This is a genomic window from Effusibacillus dendaii, assembly GCF_015097055.1.
Taxonomy (GTDB): Bacteria; Bacillota; Bacilli; order Tumebacillales; family Effusibacillaceae; genus Effusibacillus; species Effusibacillus dendaii.
The window spans coordinates 698715-714315 of sequence record NZ_AP023366.1 but is presented as its reverse complement, the minus strand read 5'-3'; the positions used below and the strand labels follow the sequence as shown (position 1 = coordinate 714315).

Genomic DNA, 15601 nt, shown 5'->3' with positions numbered 1-15601 from the left:
AATCCTTGTTCTTGGCGCGGACAAGGCTGCGTCTTTGCTCAGGTTTTCAATATATCTGAGCTAGGAGGCTTTTAAATGACTGGAATAGCCATTTTAATTTCCGTCATTGCTCTGATTGTCGGAATCGGCGTCGGTTATTTTTGGCGCAGAGCAATTGCGGAAGGAAAGACGGCTTCTGCTGAATTACGTGCTTCCCAAATTATTGATGAAGCGGTAAAAGAATCGGAAGCAAAGAAAAAGGAAGCAATATTAGAAGCGAAAGAAGAAGTGCACACATTGCGTTCCGAAGCGGAGAAAGAAATCCGCGAACGACGTAATGAAATTCAGCGATTGGAACGGCGCTTGCTTCAAAAAGAAGAAACGCTGGATCGAAAAACAGAAGCGATTGAAAAACGTGCGGAATCGTTGGCATCAAAAGAACGGGCTGTTGATGAACAACGTGCTAAAGTGGAAGAACTGCACAAACAACAAGTAGTTGAGTTAGAAAGAATTTCCGGTTTGACGCAAGAAGAGGCCAAAGCAATTTTGTTGGCTAACGTGGAAACCGAATGTCGTCATGAAGCGGCTGTACTGATGAAAGAAATTGAACAGCAGGCTAAAGATGAAGCGGAAAAGAAAGCAAAAGAAATTATCGCTACAGCCATTCAGCGCTGTGCGGCGGATCATGTGGCAGAAACCACTGTTTCGGTGGTCAGTCTTCCAAATGATGAAATGAAAGGGCGAATTATTGGACGGGAAGGACGCAATATTCGTGCCTTAGAAACGCTTACCGGAATTGATTTGATTATTGACGATACGCCGGAAGCCGTTATTCTATCCGGATTTGATCCGGTTCGTCGGGAAATTGCAAGAGTAGCCCTGGAAAAACTGGTAGCGGATGGACGTATTCATCCCGCTCGAATTGAAGAAATGGTAGAGAAGGCTCGCCGTGAAATTGATGACCGAATTCGGGAAGAGGGCGAGCAAGCTACGTTTGAGACGGGAATCAGTGGAATACATCCCGATCTTGTAAAGATTTTAGGACGATTGAAGTATAGAACAAGTTATGGGCAAAATGTATTAAAACACTCGATTGAAGTGGCGCATCTGTCTGGATTAATGGCTGCAGAACTCGGACTTGATGTGAATCTGGCGCGTCGCGGCGGTCTCTTGCATGATGTGGGCAAAGCAATTACACATGAAGTGGAAGGGTCGCACGTCGAGATTGGAGTCGATCTGGCCAAGAAGTATAAAGAGCACCCGATCGTCATTAATGCAATCGGTGCACATCATGGGGATATTGAGTTTTCTTCTCCCGTATCTGTTATTGTGGCGGCAGCAGATGCCATATCGGCCGCAAGACCTGGTGCGCGCCGTGAAACGCTCGATATTTATTTAAAAAGGTTGGAGAAATTGGAAGAAATCGCCGAATCGTTTGATGGCGTTGAAAAGTCCTATGCAATTCAAGCAGGGCGTGAAATTCGAATCATTGTTAAACCAGAGCAAATTGACGACGCAGAATCGGTACGCGTTGCCAGAGATATTTCCAAGAAAATTGAACAAGAGTTGGAATATCCCGGGCAAATTAAAGTCACGGTCATTCGTGAGACCAGAGCCGTCGAATACGCGAAATAAAGCAGCCAACAGGCTGCTTTATTTGTGCCTACCTCACATCATGATTCCTATTTTGCCGCTTATTCCCTAAAGGATTTTTTGTGTTTGAATCGAATCAATAGTTGAATCGAATCAATGCTGTGTGGAATCGATAAACATCGTTCATCTCAAACCAAAGGTTGTGAATCGCTGCATGCCGCTTCTCAAGAAAAACGAATCACCTGCAATCCGTTTTTTAATTTCGATGCTTATCTGTTATCCGGAGGTTTCTTCCGTTCGTTATAATCCACTCGATAAGTCATTTGTCTTTTCCTTCTTTCGGGTGTCTGCCATTGATGATCAGAAAAAGTCTGCCTGTCTGCAGGATATAAAAGCTTATTTCGCAGCCTGCCGTGAACTGGATCCCTCATTTCCGCCAATCGGAGAAATTGAATTTAACGTACAGGACGGGATTACGGTATTAAGTTACCGACAATCGAGCGAGAATTTCTCACGGTCTGAAATCCACCTCCTGGTGTCGGTTATTCAATCTTATTTTGCAAATGATGTGAAGGAAGATTTTATGTTGCTTGAACAAGAATTGAAAGATCAAGAAGCGACGATTGACATGTTGCTGGGACATCGGCATACTTGGTTTGAACAGGAGCAGATTATTGCCTATCGTGATGGGGCGAAGGTTTTTATTTATAATCGGTAATCGCATAAAAATTTCCACGGAATGTACACTAGACTATATTTCGTATCGAATGAGGTGGATTGTGAGAATTTTGTTTATAGGTGATATTGTGGGGCAGCCGGGACGAACGGCGGTAACGCAATATCTGCCGCAAGTATTGGAAGAATACAACCCCGATCTGACGATTGCGAATGCGGAGAATGCAGCTAACGGGCGCGGACTTACTCCCAAACTGGCGGAAATGTTGTTTGATGCCAATGTGGATATTCTTACAATGGGCAACCATGTGTGGGACAACAAAGACATTTTCGGTTATATCGAAGACGAGAAACGGATTGTGCGCCCCGCCAATTTTCCAAAAGGAGCCCCCGGTCAAGGATTTACATTGGTGCGTGCGGGAAATGTGCAGATCGCTGTTGTGAATTTGCTAGGACGCGTGTTTATGGGAGATTACGATTCTCCGTTTGTGGCAATCGATCAAATTTTGGAGGAAATCGGCGACGCATCACGTCATATTTTTGTTGATTTTCACGCGGAGGCCACATCCGAAAAATTGGCGTTTGCCCATTATGTAGATGGGCGTGTTTCTGCCGTCATTGGCACACACACGCATGTGCAGACAGCTGACGAACAAATCCTGTTGCATGGTACCGCTTATTTGACTGATGTCGGGATGTGCGGTCCGGTTAACAGTATCATCGGGATGAAGACGGAACAGGTAATTCAGCGCTTTCTAACGCAAATGCCTATCCGCTTTGAAGTGGAGAACGGGCCTGCTATGCTGAACGCGGTCTGCATCGATTTGTCGGACACCGGAAAAGCGGTATCCATTGAAAGAATCCATTTAAAATAAGGTAAAAGCTTGTTTAAGAAACAGCGAAATTTTTAGAAAATTTGCCCTCCTGAGAAGGAATTTTCTGTTAAGGACGCGAATATAGTAAATGTGTGTCGCAGAAAATTTCACACTTGTGGAGGTTTGTATTATGGAAGTATTAAAGGTCTCAGCAAAGTCCAATCCTAACTCTGTGGCCGGCGCACTGGCAGGTGTACTCCGTGAACGAGGTGCTGCTGAACTGCAAGCAATTGGGGCAGGCGCGCTCAATCAGGCAATTAAAGCGGTTGCAATCGCTCGAGGGTTTGTAGCGCCGAGCGGGGTAGACTTGATCTGTATTCCTGCCTTTACTGACATTCAAATTGATGGGGAAGAGCGTACTGCGATCAAACTGATTGTGGAACCACGGTAATGCCAGTCTACAAAACGATGTACACATGAGCGGCCTGTTTACTTCCAGTAAACAGGACTTTCTTATTTTTAGGAACTTACGTTACAGGGGGAGCCAATGGAAAATAGACGATTTATCATGGATGCGCATGCGGATATTTTGTATCGGATGGAAACCGAGCATCTGTCTTTTTTTGACCCTGATTCGCCGCTTCAACTTAGCTATTCAAAAATAAAAAAAGCGGGCATCGACTTGCAAGTATTTGCGTTGTTCGTCGATCCGCCCGTTACCCCGGAGCAGCATTTGATGAAATTGATTGCGTATATCGAAACCTTTCGTTCCGAGATTTGCAAGGATGGACGGATGAACCCGGTTATCACGTATCAGGAAATTGAACAAAACTTTTTGTCCCATAGAAAATCAGCGCTTCTGTCGATTGAAGGAGGCGATTTTCTAAACGGCGATCTGCGCCACTTGCGCATTCTTTATTTGCTAGGCGTGCGTGCGATGGGGCTTACATGGAACAACAAAAATGCAATCGCCAGCGGAGTGGGAGAGCCGACCGATGAAGGATTGACGCCATTTGGAAGGCAGGTAGTAGAAGAGATGAATCGGCTTGGGATGGTGGTGGACGTTTCCCATCTGGCGCCAAAAGGGATCGAAGACGTTTTGCAGGTAAGCAAATTGCCGATCATTGCCTCTCATTCCAATGCAAAATCAGTTTATCCGCATCGGCGAAATTTGACTGACGAACAGATTGCGTCGATTGCCAAACAGGGTGGTGTGATTGGGGCTACATTTGTCCCCGATTTTATTGCGGCAAAAGCGGCGACTATCGACGATTTGCTGCGCCACATTGACCGGCTGTTGACGGTAGGGGGGGAAGATCACGTCGGACTGGGATCCGATTTTGATGGAATTGAAGAGACGATGGTCGATCTTCGTTCAGGTGCCGATTATCCGAAGTTGATCGAGGCGCTGGACAAACAATATGGCTCGACCGTGACAGATAAAATATGCGGCCAGAACTTTTTGCGGGTATTGAAACAGGTCTTAAAGTAGGCCGCCAGGTCGCTAAGGAGGACGAACGGGATTCAGGAAGCGGTTGCCGCCGAGGGCTCTGGTTTCACGGGGCTCTGCCCGAACACCATGGTTTAATTACCCAATTTTCGGCATATACTTGGGTATAGGCTAACGAGAGAGGTGACTTCTCCTTGGCAACCCAAGAGGAACCGAACATGGAGGAGAAGATCGACGACCTGGAAAAAAAAATTTCACAATTACGTACAGGACGTCGTATTCTCATGCATTTACTGGAACACTCTCTGCATGAAAAAATCCGCCAAATCATCCGTCTAGAAAGAGAAAATCAGTATTTGCGCAAACAAAATCGAAGATACGCAGCCGAGCTTTTGCAGCTTAGGGCAAAAATAAAAAAGGACATGGATTCCAGGTAACCGATCTCAACCCTTCCAAATGGAAGGGTTTTTAAATGTCAAATGCAGAATACTAGATAGGAAAGAGGAAAAGCTCATTTTTCCAAGGAAATGAATTTTTTCGCCTAAATTCGATCTTTTTTAGCGTTTTGCATCATTTTATGTCGAAAGGGTGTTTTTATGAAGATTACCGTTTTGGGTGAGCATGCTCCTTATCCTGCCGCAGGCGGCGCGACTATCGGGTATTTGGTTGATACGGGGGAAGGCCGCGTACTGCTGGACTGCGGCAGCGGCGTATTGTCTGAACTTTTGAAAACAACCGGTTGGTCGCAGTTGAATGCGGTCATCCTCTCCCATTATCATGCGGATCATGTGGCAGATCTTGGGGTATTGCAATATGGGATTATGGTCGCCCGCAAAACGGGGCAGCGAGAGCAGCCGCTGACGATCTATGCGAACCGGGAACCAAAAGAGAAGTTCCAAGAAGTGTCCTACGGCAACCATGTGACGGCGATTCCGCTTGACGCGCAAAGTGATATTTCATTGTGTGGAGCGGAGTTTCGGTTTGCGGATACGGTTCATGCGGTTCCTTGTCTGGCCGTTTCCATAACGAAGGGCGGTAAAAAAGTTGTGTTCAGCAGTGATACCGGCCCCTGTTCGGCTGTTGCAAATTTGGCCCGAGCGGCCAACCTATTCATCTGTGAAGCGTCCTGGTTAGAAAAAGATCGCGGATCTGCCGAAGTCGGTCACCTGACAGCCCGTCAGGCAGGGGAAATCGCCAAACAGGCGGGCGTTCAAAAATTGTGTTTGACCCATCTGTATCCGGGATATGAGGTGAACGAATTGTTAAAAGAAGCGGCTGAAACGTTTCAAGGTGAGCTTTTCGCGGCTAAACAGGGAATGGTGATCCATGTGTAAAGGCACTTTTTCAAAAAAATGATGACCCGCAGTTGCCTGCGGGTCGCCGCAAAAAGTTAAGTGTCACGACCGTCTTTTTCATGCATTTGCCGCTTTAACGATTTGTGGGTGAAATCCCACCTCGTATACTGTCCTTTTTGCGACTTTTTTTCCCGTGGGTGAGGGACCCCCGGGGGTTTGTACAGCTCGGTGGCAAATTCTTCCCTGGCAAAATTGAATTTGTTTCGGAAGATGTCCTTGTGGTTTGGCACTCACAATCCCACCTTTCGAGCGTACTGGTAAATAGTATTTCCTCTACGATTCTCTTTAATCTCCACGTACAAAATACTCCCAATTTTTGGGCTCCTCAACAAGTACCCAATTTTTGCGCCCAGCATAGGATATACGGACAGATGACCCAGGGCATCTGATTGTGTGCAGGAACGTCGGTCGAAGTTCCGATTCAACATACGGGCGGATGCACCTAATGCATTTGTCACGCATAGCATGCAGTAGATTTTAGAACGTACTGGTCTATGGTTTATGCGGGCGGATGCTGATAACCGATGGCCTGCACGTTACTTACCTTAACGAGGAGGTAGCTGAATGGCACACTTTGACAAGGACGTGCGTTGCCGGGAGATCTATACGCAAGCTGTCTGTGGAAAAGGAAGTAAATATTCGCAGACGACTTATACCATTCGTCCTGCCAACCGGCCATCCACCATCGGCGGATGTTGGGTGATGAACCATTCATGCAATGCAGAATTGGTGGGGGACTTTGTGGAAGTCCACGGGCGATTTGATGTAAACGTATGGTACTCATATGGCGGCAACACAGAGACAGCGGTAGCTAAAGACTCTGTTTCCTACGTACAACAAATTCCGATTCGGGAATTGGATCCATACTGCAGCAGAGAAGGAATGGAAGTAAAAGTAAGAGTGCTGCAACAACCGAATTGTTTGGATGCTACGGTGGTGGACGGCGGAAACGAAATTTTGGTTCGAGTAGAGAAAGAATTGGCTGTCGAATTGATGGGAAGAACAAAAATTTATGTGCTTGTATGCGATCCACCGAAGGAAAAAGAAGATGATCATCTCTTGGAGGATGACGATATCTTCGAAGAAGAAGATTTCGAAGATTAAGAGCGACGCTCCCAAGCGTCGCTTATTTTTTCACCGGGCTTTGAGCTCCTTTTTCTCACTGTCAGAAAGATAATTTCCATCGGTTGACAGTATAAGGGCAATGGACCGAGGGAGGGGACTACATTGATAGGAAACGGTACAATTCGAATGATTCCCACCAATCAGCCGGTGGTTCGGGTGCCGGCTGCATGGCTTACAAAATTAAACTGGCGGGAAGGTGACCGGGTTCTGGTACGGGCAGGTCAAAACGTGATAACTTGCAGGGTGAAAAAGACTTCTCACAGCACTTTGTCATTATCCAAAAAAGTGATCGAAACTTTGAGAATCCCGTCTGTGTCAGTTTCGTGGAAAGCAACTAAAAAAACGATCCATATTGGTCCTTTTACGGCCGTATATACCAACTATTCCGGTGATCCCAAAAATCCTTTCCCTAATCTTAATGACTTGTTAAGCGATATGACGGAAATTGCCAACCAACTCGCCATACCGTTTTATGTAATCCCTGTCGGTGGATTCAACCCCGAGACCAAAACGACAATAGCTTGGGTTTATGACAGCGTAGATGGAGAATGGCTGATCGAGGAGTATCCGTGGCCCGATTTTTGTATCAAAAAATATGTATTTCTGCCCGCACAACTGCGTGCGGTGGAAAAAAGAGAAAGTCAGTGGATCCGCATGACTCGTTGCAAAATGCTGTATTCGTCGCTCGGTTCGAAGTGGGATGTTCATCAGGTATTGAATCACGATCCTGTAATACGTTTCTGTTTGCCGAAGACACGACTCGTTCAATCGGCAAACGATGTTAAGGATATGTTAAGGACCTATTCTCGCGTGTATGTAAAACCGATAAAAGGCACGCGAGGAAAAAAAGTGTATCGGTTCTCCCGCGAAAAAAATAGACAGCGGGTAAAGGTCGAATTTGACAAAGAAAATCAAACACACAGCAAATGGTTACTGCTGCAGCGGAAATCCACGTGGTTCGGGAACAAGTTTTTGAAAAATCAACAGTTTCTTGTGCAGCAAGGCATCCATTTAATTACTGACAGGCGAGGGAATCCGGCAGATTTTCGCTGGTTGTTGCAAAAGGACGGATATGGGGAGTGGCAGATTACAGCGCGTGTGGCGCGTGTCGGCAAAAAAGGGGGGGTTGTCACCAATGTTTCCTCCGGTGCTGATGTGATAAATGCCTCTGACTTCCTGGAGGATACCGAGTTTTCTACAACAACGGTGTGGCGGCTGATGGAGCAAATCGATTCACTTGCATATCGTGTCGTCCAAATCATTGAATTGAATTTGGGGGAAACCGGAGAATTGGGTCTTGACTTCGGTGTGGATGACAGTGGAAAGGTTTGGTTGATTGAAGTGAATTCAAATCCCGGACGCAAAATGCTGCGTGTATTGGACACGGAAGTACGGGCGTTGTCACTTCGCCGTCCTCTTGAATATGCTAAATACACAGTCGGCTTTTAAGAGCTAAATTGGAATGATCCGAATCGTTGAAAGGAGGATGTGAACTGATCACGAGAACCGTAACCGTCACATCTGGCCCCTTTCCCTTTCGTAGCTGCTTGTTTCTCTCCAGGAAAATCTGCCGTGAACTGCAGATTCAACCAGGATTGAATCAAATGAGATGCGGTGGAGTCAGCCGCGTTGTGAACGTTTTGCATCCGATGCAGGACAATCAATCGATATGTTCCCTTTCAAAGGACTTGCTGGAATCGTTCGCACTCTATGACGGAATCAGATTGCATTTGTACAAAAAAGAAGGCATGTTGTGTTTAGGTCCTGTTTTTGGCATTTTTGCCAATGTTCGGACAAATAACGGAGAGGTGGTCGGTCAACAAGAGATTGTTTTTCAACGCTTGCTTACGATGGCTCGTGAAGAGAATTTGTACGCTTATATATTCGGCCCACAGGAAATCGATTCGGGGAAGCTTCGTGGATACGTGCTGCGCAGACAGAACGGAATTGATCAATGGGAGCTGCGTGACGTACCGTTTCCAGATGTGGTCTACGACCAGATTATAACTCGTAAATTTGAAAAACAATCTGCCGTCAAAAATTGTAAGAAATTGCTGATTCAAAAATTAGGGATCGCCTATTTTAATCCGGGGTATTTCGACAAAGCGCAAGTGCAGCGATGGTTGACCGCGAACGAAGAGACTCGAAAATCGGTCCCTGACACGATTATTCATCGGAATTTGCAGCAAACGGCAGATTTTGTGCAACGGTATAAACAAGTATATATCAAACCGGTTCATGGATCGCTTGGGATCGGCATTATTAAGCTAATCCAATTATCCGATGGCCGGTTTTACTATCAAATAAAAACCAAAAAGAATGAAGATGTGAGCGGTTTTGGTCCTTCGGCATTAAAAGTGTTGTTAAAATTGCAATCACGTTTGAAGAAAAAAACTTATATTGTGCAAGAGGAACTTTCGTTGAAAACATTAGAGGGTCGTCCATTTGATATCCGGGTTGTGATTCAAAAAGATCAGTCAGGTACATGGAGACCAACCAAATCATTTTGCCGAATTGCGCAAGCGGGTGACATCACTTCCAACCTAAGTACGGGCGGAGATGCGATGCCCTTGTCTAAAATGCTTAACAAACTCTATGACAATAAAGAAGAATACAATCGGATCAGGCGCAAAATTAATTACCTGGCAGCCACTGTTCCGAACGTGATTGAGAAAGAGTCTGGATTACAACTGGGAGAAATAGGACTGGACATCGGGATTGATACACAGGGTAACGTTTGGATTATCGAAGTGAATTCAAAACCATGGAAAAAACCGATAACCGAAAAAGGATCGATGGACCTTGTGTTGCGATCATTTCGACGTCCTCTTCTTTACGGCAAATACCTAGCTGGGATTTCTTAGACATCGGAGAAAGGAGACGCATATGGGGTACCTGCTTCTGCACAATGGTCAACAGGCTGCTTCAAGATTGCTGAGGCGTATTCCAAGCTTGGCCGGGGTAGAGGGTAACTATCCATTGAATCCTGAGGACCGTGTGATTCGATGGGGAAGTACGTATGGAAACGATATGGATGCAGACGTTGTACTGAATCCGAGATCTGCCATTTTTGCCACTCGCTCAAAACAGGAAATGATCTCCATACTCCAGCAGTACGGTGTACGTTGTCTAGAACCGGGTAAAGAAAAATCCATTTCGTTTACCCGGTATTATCGGGTTCCTGTTTTCAATATGCGGGCACTGGCTCTTTTTCGAGCGGAAGGGAAAACCGTTTGGCTGGATCGACGGATCAGCCAAATCAATGAGAAGTTTAAAGAAGTATCGATGGAAACCGACAGGTATGCGACCCGGGTAACGCGGATGGCGATTCGGGCCATTCATACTCTGGGACTGGATTTTGGTATCGTTAGTGTAGGGGTCTCGGAGAAAGGTCTGACCTATGTAATAGACCTTTCTCCGACACCGGTTTTGCGTGATCGACTGCTTACATTATATAGCAGAGCGATTCAGAGATGGATGGAAGAAGAAGAGTCGGATCCCGTTTCTTCCTTTACGATGGGGGCGGACTTGGAATTCATGCTAAAAAATCGGGAAGGCAAGATGGTTCTCGCTTCTAAGTTTCTGCCTCGTCAAGGGAGTGTAGGCTGTGATGCGCTTAGCATCCGGCGCGACGGTACACGTTTTCCGTTGGCCGAAATTCGGCCTGAACCGGACTCTTCACCGCTGCATCTTGTCAAAAATATTGAGGAGACGTTGTTGGAAGCCCGACAGCTTTTGCCGCGTCGTCTTCTTTGGTTAGCCGGTTCGATGCCATTTCGGAATTACGGAATTGGGGGACATATTCATTTTTCCAATTTGCCTTTATCGAGTCGGCTTGTAAAAGCACTTGACAACTATTTAGCATTGCCGATTGCAATGATTGAAAATCCGCAAACTTCTGCGAAAAGGAGACCCAAATACGGTTTTTTGGGAGATATTCGTTTAAAATCATACGGCGGTTGGGAATATAGGACCCTAAGCAGCTGGTTGGTATCACCAACAGTTACCACAGCCGTTCTTTGTCTTGCTCATTTGGCAGCTACACATTACAAGGAATTAAATCGCAGGCCCTTGCTGAGCTTCGCTTTGCAGGATGCGTTTTATAGAGGGAATCAACAAACGTTGCGTCCCTATTTTGACGAAATTTGGCGAGATATCCAGTCAACCAGCACATATGAAATGTACAAAGACCAATTGGAAATCATACCTACACTTGTGCATAGCGAAAAGATTTGGGATGAATCAACCGACATCCGGGCCACTTGGGGAATTGAACAGATCAGTGCAGTCCGTAAAGGGAGGTAGTTCGCGGCTGTATAGTGTGCAAGAAAGGGTGAATCTGCTTCATGGTGTTAGGGATTTTGACCGCCAGGTTTACAGACCGGATCAATCTTCAGGAAATTATTAAAATAGGAGATCAAATGGGGGTCTCCATTCTTGTAATGCCCGTATTTGACATTGATATGGATCAGCGTAATTGTCTGGGGTATATATGGAGGAAAGGTTGGGAAAAAATTGTTTGTCCGATTCCCAAGGTGATCTATAACCGAATTCTGATCAGAAAGGTGGAGCAGCGGCCGGATGTGCAAGAACTGTTTCACGAATTGAGAAGAAACGGAGTTGCCGTTTTTAATCCTGGTTACTTTGATAAAGCAGAATTGTACCGGATTGTCGGCCAAGAGCCAACCACACTTTATCTGCTGCCTGAAACATGCGAATTGGAATCTCCTCTTTCCATTCATAAAATGTTAAATGAATATGGACAAATTTATGTGAAACCGGTGCAGAGTTATGCGGGCAAAGGAATTTTGCGGATAGAAAGAAAAAAAAACAGTTTGCTTGTTACTACACAATCGTATGGAAAAAACAGAGTTCGCACCATGAAACTGCGAACTTTGTTTGAAACGTTAAGCAACCATCCTCGTTATAAAAAATTTATTTTACAGCAAGGCATACAATTGGCTAAGATAGAGGATCGTCCCTACGATCTTCGTGTCCTTGTACAAAGAAATTCAAGAGGACAGTGGGATATTACCGGTCTTGGTGCGCGGGTTGCTCCTCGTAATGGGATCGTCACACACGTGCCGAACGGAGGCAGCATTTATAACGTCCGGGAGGCGTTAGCAAGTACATTTGCAAGAAAAGCAGATCGAATTATCGATGATGTGCAAGACAGTTCTTTAAAATTGGCATCTGCTATCGAATCAGGAACTGACGGTTTACTGGGAGAAATGTCAATGGATATCGGGGTTGATGAGAGCGGAAAACCGTGGTTTTTTGAAGCGAATGCGAAGCCAGGCCGGTTTGATGAACCGTTCATCCGTAAACAGTCCATTCGCTGTTTATTGGAATTTTGCATGTTTTTGTCATCCAGTCATTCTTTAGTGGAACTTCATAAATAAACCCCACCCGCGTTGGCGGGTGGGGACTGTTATTTTCCGATGGAAACAAAGTTTCTAGACGTTGTAATATACCCTTAATGTCCGGCAGCATCCTGTACATAATATTTCGCAGATAAACATTCTTTAGAATTATTAGTTTCGTTTCTGCATCCGTATTTGTCCAGACGGAATTTCCGTTGTTCGTTGGAGATTGAGCAGGTGCAGGTGAGGTCGGTGCCGACGGTGTCGGCATCGTGATCGGTTTTTGCGGCGGCAATACGTATGACTGCGGGATCACCGGTGGCTGCGCCGTATGACCAGCTATATTTGCGCCAGGCGTCCAAGCATTATCCGGCAATACCCGTCTAGCCATAAAGAAATTTGAGCCCCACCAATAGCGGAAGTCGTTCACAATGCCTATGGCAGTCGGGTTACCGTCGCCTCGCGTGCCAATTACGGCTGGTTGTCCATTCATCATTCCCATATAAATGGCAACATGACTAATATATTTATTACCGTTCGAATCCTTTGCCCACCAAGTCAAAATGTCTCCTGGACGCAGGTTTTCCGTTCCCTGCAAGCTCCATTTCCCATTTGTCTGAACTGGTTTTACCCCGTTAATTTGGGTGCCTACTGTGTTGTAGTTTCTGGCCGCTCCCGTTATATTAAAACCGAAGTCTCCGAATACCAGTCTCGTGAAAGCCGAACAATCAACAATCCCTTTTTGCTGATAGGAATTGGTGCCATGACCATACACCATATAGCCGTTGTTCATGTACCAGATCGCGCGTTCCACAATTTGATCAGCCAAACTGCCTTTTATGTTTTGATTTAAATTTTCGTATTGTTGTACCTTTACCAATTCATTATTCACATAGTCGTTGTAATACGTATTGTACTTCGTAATTGCCTGCTGGGTGGTTAAAACTGTGTCGGTGGACGCGAAGGCCGAATTTGAAGTTAGTACAATGCCTCCAAGCATCATGGAACCAAGTAAGAAGATAGGCATTTTACGGTTTTTCATGCAGTTACCCGCCCGTAATCTTTCCCATATGTAGTTACCATAAGAATGTTATTGTCTACCAGTGTTTTGGCATATACCTACCATAGCATTGGAAAATTCCCATTTCATTACTAAAATATTGGTAATTCCCATTAAAGGAAGATTGCCAAATTGGCATCCAGCTTTTTGTAACATGAAAAACTCTAGGCCATTCACCTCGAGTTGTCAAAAAGTGCGTATTCATTTGTGCACAAAATGGTGTATTAATCGGCATCGGTTGGTTCAATCTCATGATCGGCAAGTTCATCGTTAGCAAGAGCCCCGTCTTGATTGGATTCGGTTTGCCGATTTTCAAGCTGCCATGCTTCTTTGTTGCCAAAATAAGCGTTTGTTAGTTCTTCCGACAGTTCTGTCTCTTGCGTTTCTCCTCCGGCTATCCGGTTCCATATTCCTTTTAACGGATTGTTTTCACGCATAGGACATTCCCCCGCAGATGGATTTTGATTTAGGTTAGTATGAACATTTCGATTCCGGATTATTGAAAGAGGAATAAAGTATTTGATTCCGCGCTTTTTTGTGTGTTATAATTCATCTTAAATCCCCGTGTATACGGGGCTTTTTTCTGCTAAGAACGATCGGGAATCTTGATATAAACTACAATCGAAAATCGATGGAAAGGAGTGCCACAATGAGCGATCTTTTACAAATCGAAGATTTGACGCAAGAGTCAGGGGATACGCACCGTCCGACCCTTGTTGAACGGGAAAGTGTCGATTACCGTGCGATTGCCAAACATGTAGGTCGAATCGGAGAAGGAAAAAAATATTTGATTAAAACGTATGGCTGCCAAATGAACGAACATGATTCGGAAATCATGGCAGGCATGTTGGAAGAAATGGGCTATCAGCCGACTTCCGTGAATGAAGAGGCCGATTTTATCCTGTTTAATACATGTGCCGTACGGGAGAATGCGGAGGATAAAGTATTTGGGGAAATCGGACGTCTGAAACCGTTAAAAAACCGTAATCCGGAATTGATCTTGGGCCTTTGTGGCTGCATGGCGCAGGAAGAACCGGTTCAGCAGCTGGTGGCCAAAACGTATCCTCATATCGATATCGTGTTCGGCACCCATAATATTCACCAATTGCCGGAATTGGTGGAGCAAGCCCGCAATTCGCAGGAAACGATATTTGAAGTATGGGAAAAAGCGGGGGATGTGGTCGAAAATCTGCCCAAGCTTAGAAAAGATGGGATTCGTGCCTGGGTAAACATCCAGTATGGATGTAACAAGTATTGTACCTATTGCATCGTTCCTTATACGCGTGGACGCGAACGCAGCCGTCTAATGGAAGATGTTGTTGAGGAAGTCAAACAGTTGGCGGCGGACGGGTATAAAGAAATTACGCTTTTGGGGCAAAACGTTAACGATTACGGACTCGATCTGAAAGCGTATGATTTTGCCGATCTGTTGGCGGCTGTAAATAAGGTGGAGGGCATTGAACGGATCCGTTTTACCACTTCAAATCCATGGAATTTCAGTGATAAACTGATACAGACAATTGCCTCCTGCGAAAAAGTGGTCAACCATATTCACCTGCCGGTTCAGTCGGGCGACAATACGATTTTGCGCCGTATGAACAGAGGATATACTCGCGAGTATTATCTCGATCTGGTTGCCAGAATTCGCCGTGCAATACCGGACGTGTCCTTGACAACTGACATTATTGTCGGATTTCCAGGAGAAACGGAAGAACAGTTTCGCGAAACTTTATCGCTGGTTGAACAAGTCCGCTTTGACGGTGCGTATACGTTTATTTATTCACCGCGCAAAGGAACTCCGGCCATTCGTTTCCGCGAACAGGTTTCGGAGGAAGATAAGAAGCGTCGTTTGCAGGAATTGATCGAATTGCAAAACGGTATTACCAGAGAATTCAGCGAATCGATGAAAAATCAAACGTTTGATGTGCTGGTAGAAGGGGAATCGAAAACAAACTCGGATGTTTTGCAAGGCCGTACGACCACGAACAAGATCGTGCTGTTCCGTGGGCCCAAAGAGTTGATCGGTCGAATCGTCAAGATTCACGTTACGGAAGCGCAAACCTGGTATCTGCGCGGTGAACTTGTTTCCACACAGCACGAATTGGCTGTCTGATCCAATTTTAGTAAGAGTGAAGAGCATGAGCGATCATGCTCTTTTCTACTTTTTTCATGCTATAATAGGGTCA

At 45.4% G+C, this 15601-nt stretch carries 15 protein-coding genes; 13 read left to right on the top strand and 2 right to left on the bottom strand.

Features of this window, described 5'->3' with window-relative positions:
- The first annotated feature begins 75 nt into the window (after window positions 1–75).
- From rny to skT53_RS03640, 12 genes are all read left to right on the top strand, one after another.
- On the top strand, window positions 76–1614 hold the full coding sequence (rny, locus tag skT53_RS03695) for a ribonuclease Y (RefSeq protein WP_200759823.1): 1539 nt from the start codon (window positions 76–78) through the stop codon (window positions 1612–1614).
- A 172-nt stretch (window positions 1615–1786) separates the two neighbouring features.
- Window positions 1787–2290 carry a hypothetical protein gene (locus skT53_RS03690; RefSeq protein ID WP_200759822.1) on the top strand — a complete coding sequence of 168 codons (504 nt, stop codon included), beginning with the start codon at window positions 1787–1789 and terminating at the stop codon, window positions 2288–2290.
- 61 nt (window positions 2291–2351) lie between these two features.
- Window positions 2352–3122 carry a TIGR00282 family metallophosphoesterase gene (locus skT53_RS03685; RefSeq protein ID WP_200759821.1) on the top strand — a complete coding sequence of 257 codons (771 nt, stop codon included), beginning with the start codon at window positions 2352–2354 and terminating at the stop codon, window positions 3120–3122.
- 130 nt (window positions 3123–3252) lie between these two features.
- The gene (gene spoVS / locus skT53_RS03680) at window positions 3253–3513 is read left to right on the top strand and encodes a stage V sporulation protein SpoVS (RefSeq protein ID WP_018133374.1); all 261 of its coding nucleotides are present in this window, start codon (window positions 3253–3255) and stop codon (window positions 3511–3513) included.
- A gap of 96 nt (window positions 3514–3609) precedes the next feature.
- The gene (locus tag skT53_RS03675) at window positions 3610–4554 is read left to right on the top strand and encodes a dipeptidase (protein ID WP_200759820.1); all 945 of its coding nucleotides are present in this window, start codon (window positions 3610–3612) and stop codon (window positions 4552–4554) included.
- Between the two features lie 176 nt (window positions 4555–4730).
- The gene (locus tag skT53_RS03670; RefSeq protein ID WP_200759819.1) at window positions 4731–4949 is read left to right on the top strand and encodes a hypothetical protein; all 219 of its coding nucleotides are present in this window, start codon (window positions 4731–4733) and stop codon (window positions 4947–4949) included.
- Between the two features lie 159 nt (window positions 4950–5108).
- Window positions 5109–5846 (top strand): MBL fold metallo-hydrolase, encoded by a 738-nt coding sequence (locus skT53_RS03665; RefSeq protein ID WP_200759818.1) that lies wholly within the window; start codon window positions 5109–5111, stop codon window positions 5844–5846.
- 585 nt (window positions 5847–6431) lie between these two features.
- The gene (gene cotE / locus skT53_RS03660) at window positions 6432–6971 is read left to right on the top strand and encodes an outer spore coat protein CotE (RefSeq protein ID WP_200759817.1); all 540 of its coding nucleotides are present in this window, start codon (window positions 6432–6434) and stop codon (window positions 6969–6971) included.
- 123 nt (window positions 6972–7094) lie between these two features.
- Window positions 7095–8441, top strand: coding sequence for a YheC/YheD family protein (locus skT53_RS03655; RefSeq protein ID WP_200759816.1), 1347 nt, complete (start codon window positions 7095–7097; stop codon window positions 8439–8441).
- A gap of 155 nt (window positions 8442–8596) precedes the next feature.
- A complete protein-coding gene (locus skT53_RS03650) occupies window positions 8597–9856 on the top strand; it encodes a YheC/YheD family endospore coat-associated protein (protein WP_200759815.1) in 1260 nt (419 codons plus the stop codon).
- 22 nt (window positions 9857–9878) lie between these two features.
- Window positions 9879–11297 carry a putative amidoligase domain-containing protein gene (locus tag skT53_RS03645; RefSeq protein ID WP_200759814.1) on the top strand — a complete coding sequence of 473 codons (1419 nt, stop codon included), beginning with the start codon at window positions 9879–9881 and terminating at the stop codon, window positions 11295–11297.
- Window positions 11298–11338: 41 nt separating this feature from the next.
- Window positions 11339–12394, top strand: a complete 1056-nt coding sequence (locus skT53_RS03640; RefSeq protein WP_200759813.1) for a YheC/YheD family endospore coat-associated protein — start codon at window positions 11339–11341, stop codon at window positions 12392–12394.
- On the opposite strand, the gene skT53_RS03635 is transcribed toward skT53_RS03640, so the two are convergent.
- Window positions 12309–13397, bottom strand: coding sequence for a C40 family peptidase (locus skT53_RS03635; RefSeq protein ID WP_200759812.1), 1089 nt, complete (start codon window positions 13395–13397; stop codon window positions 12309–12311). The two genes, skT53_RS03640 and skT53_RS03635, sit on opposite strands and share 86 nt — an antisense overlap.
- Window positions 13398–13639: 242 nt before the next feature.
- A complete protein-coding gene (locus tag skT53_RS03630; protein WP_200759811.1) occupies window positions 13640–13852 on the bottom strand; it encodes a hypothetical protein in 213 nt (70 codons plus the stop codon).
- A gap of 212 nt (window positions 13853–14064) precedes the next feature.
- On the opposite strand from skT53_RS03630, the gene miaB reads away from it, so the two are divergent.
- The gene (miaB, locus tag skT53_RS03625; RefSeq protein WP_200759810.1) at window positions 14065–15528 is read left to right on the top strand and encodes a tRNA (N6-isopentenyl adenosine(37)-C2)-methylthiotransferase MiaB; all 1464 of its coding nucleotides are present in this window, start codon (window positions 14065–14067) and stop codon (window positions 15526–15528) included.
- Window positions 15529–15601 lie beyond the last annotated feature (73 nt).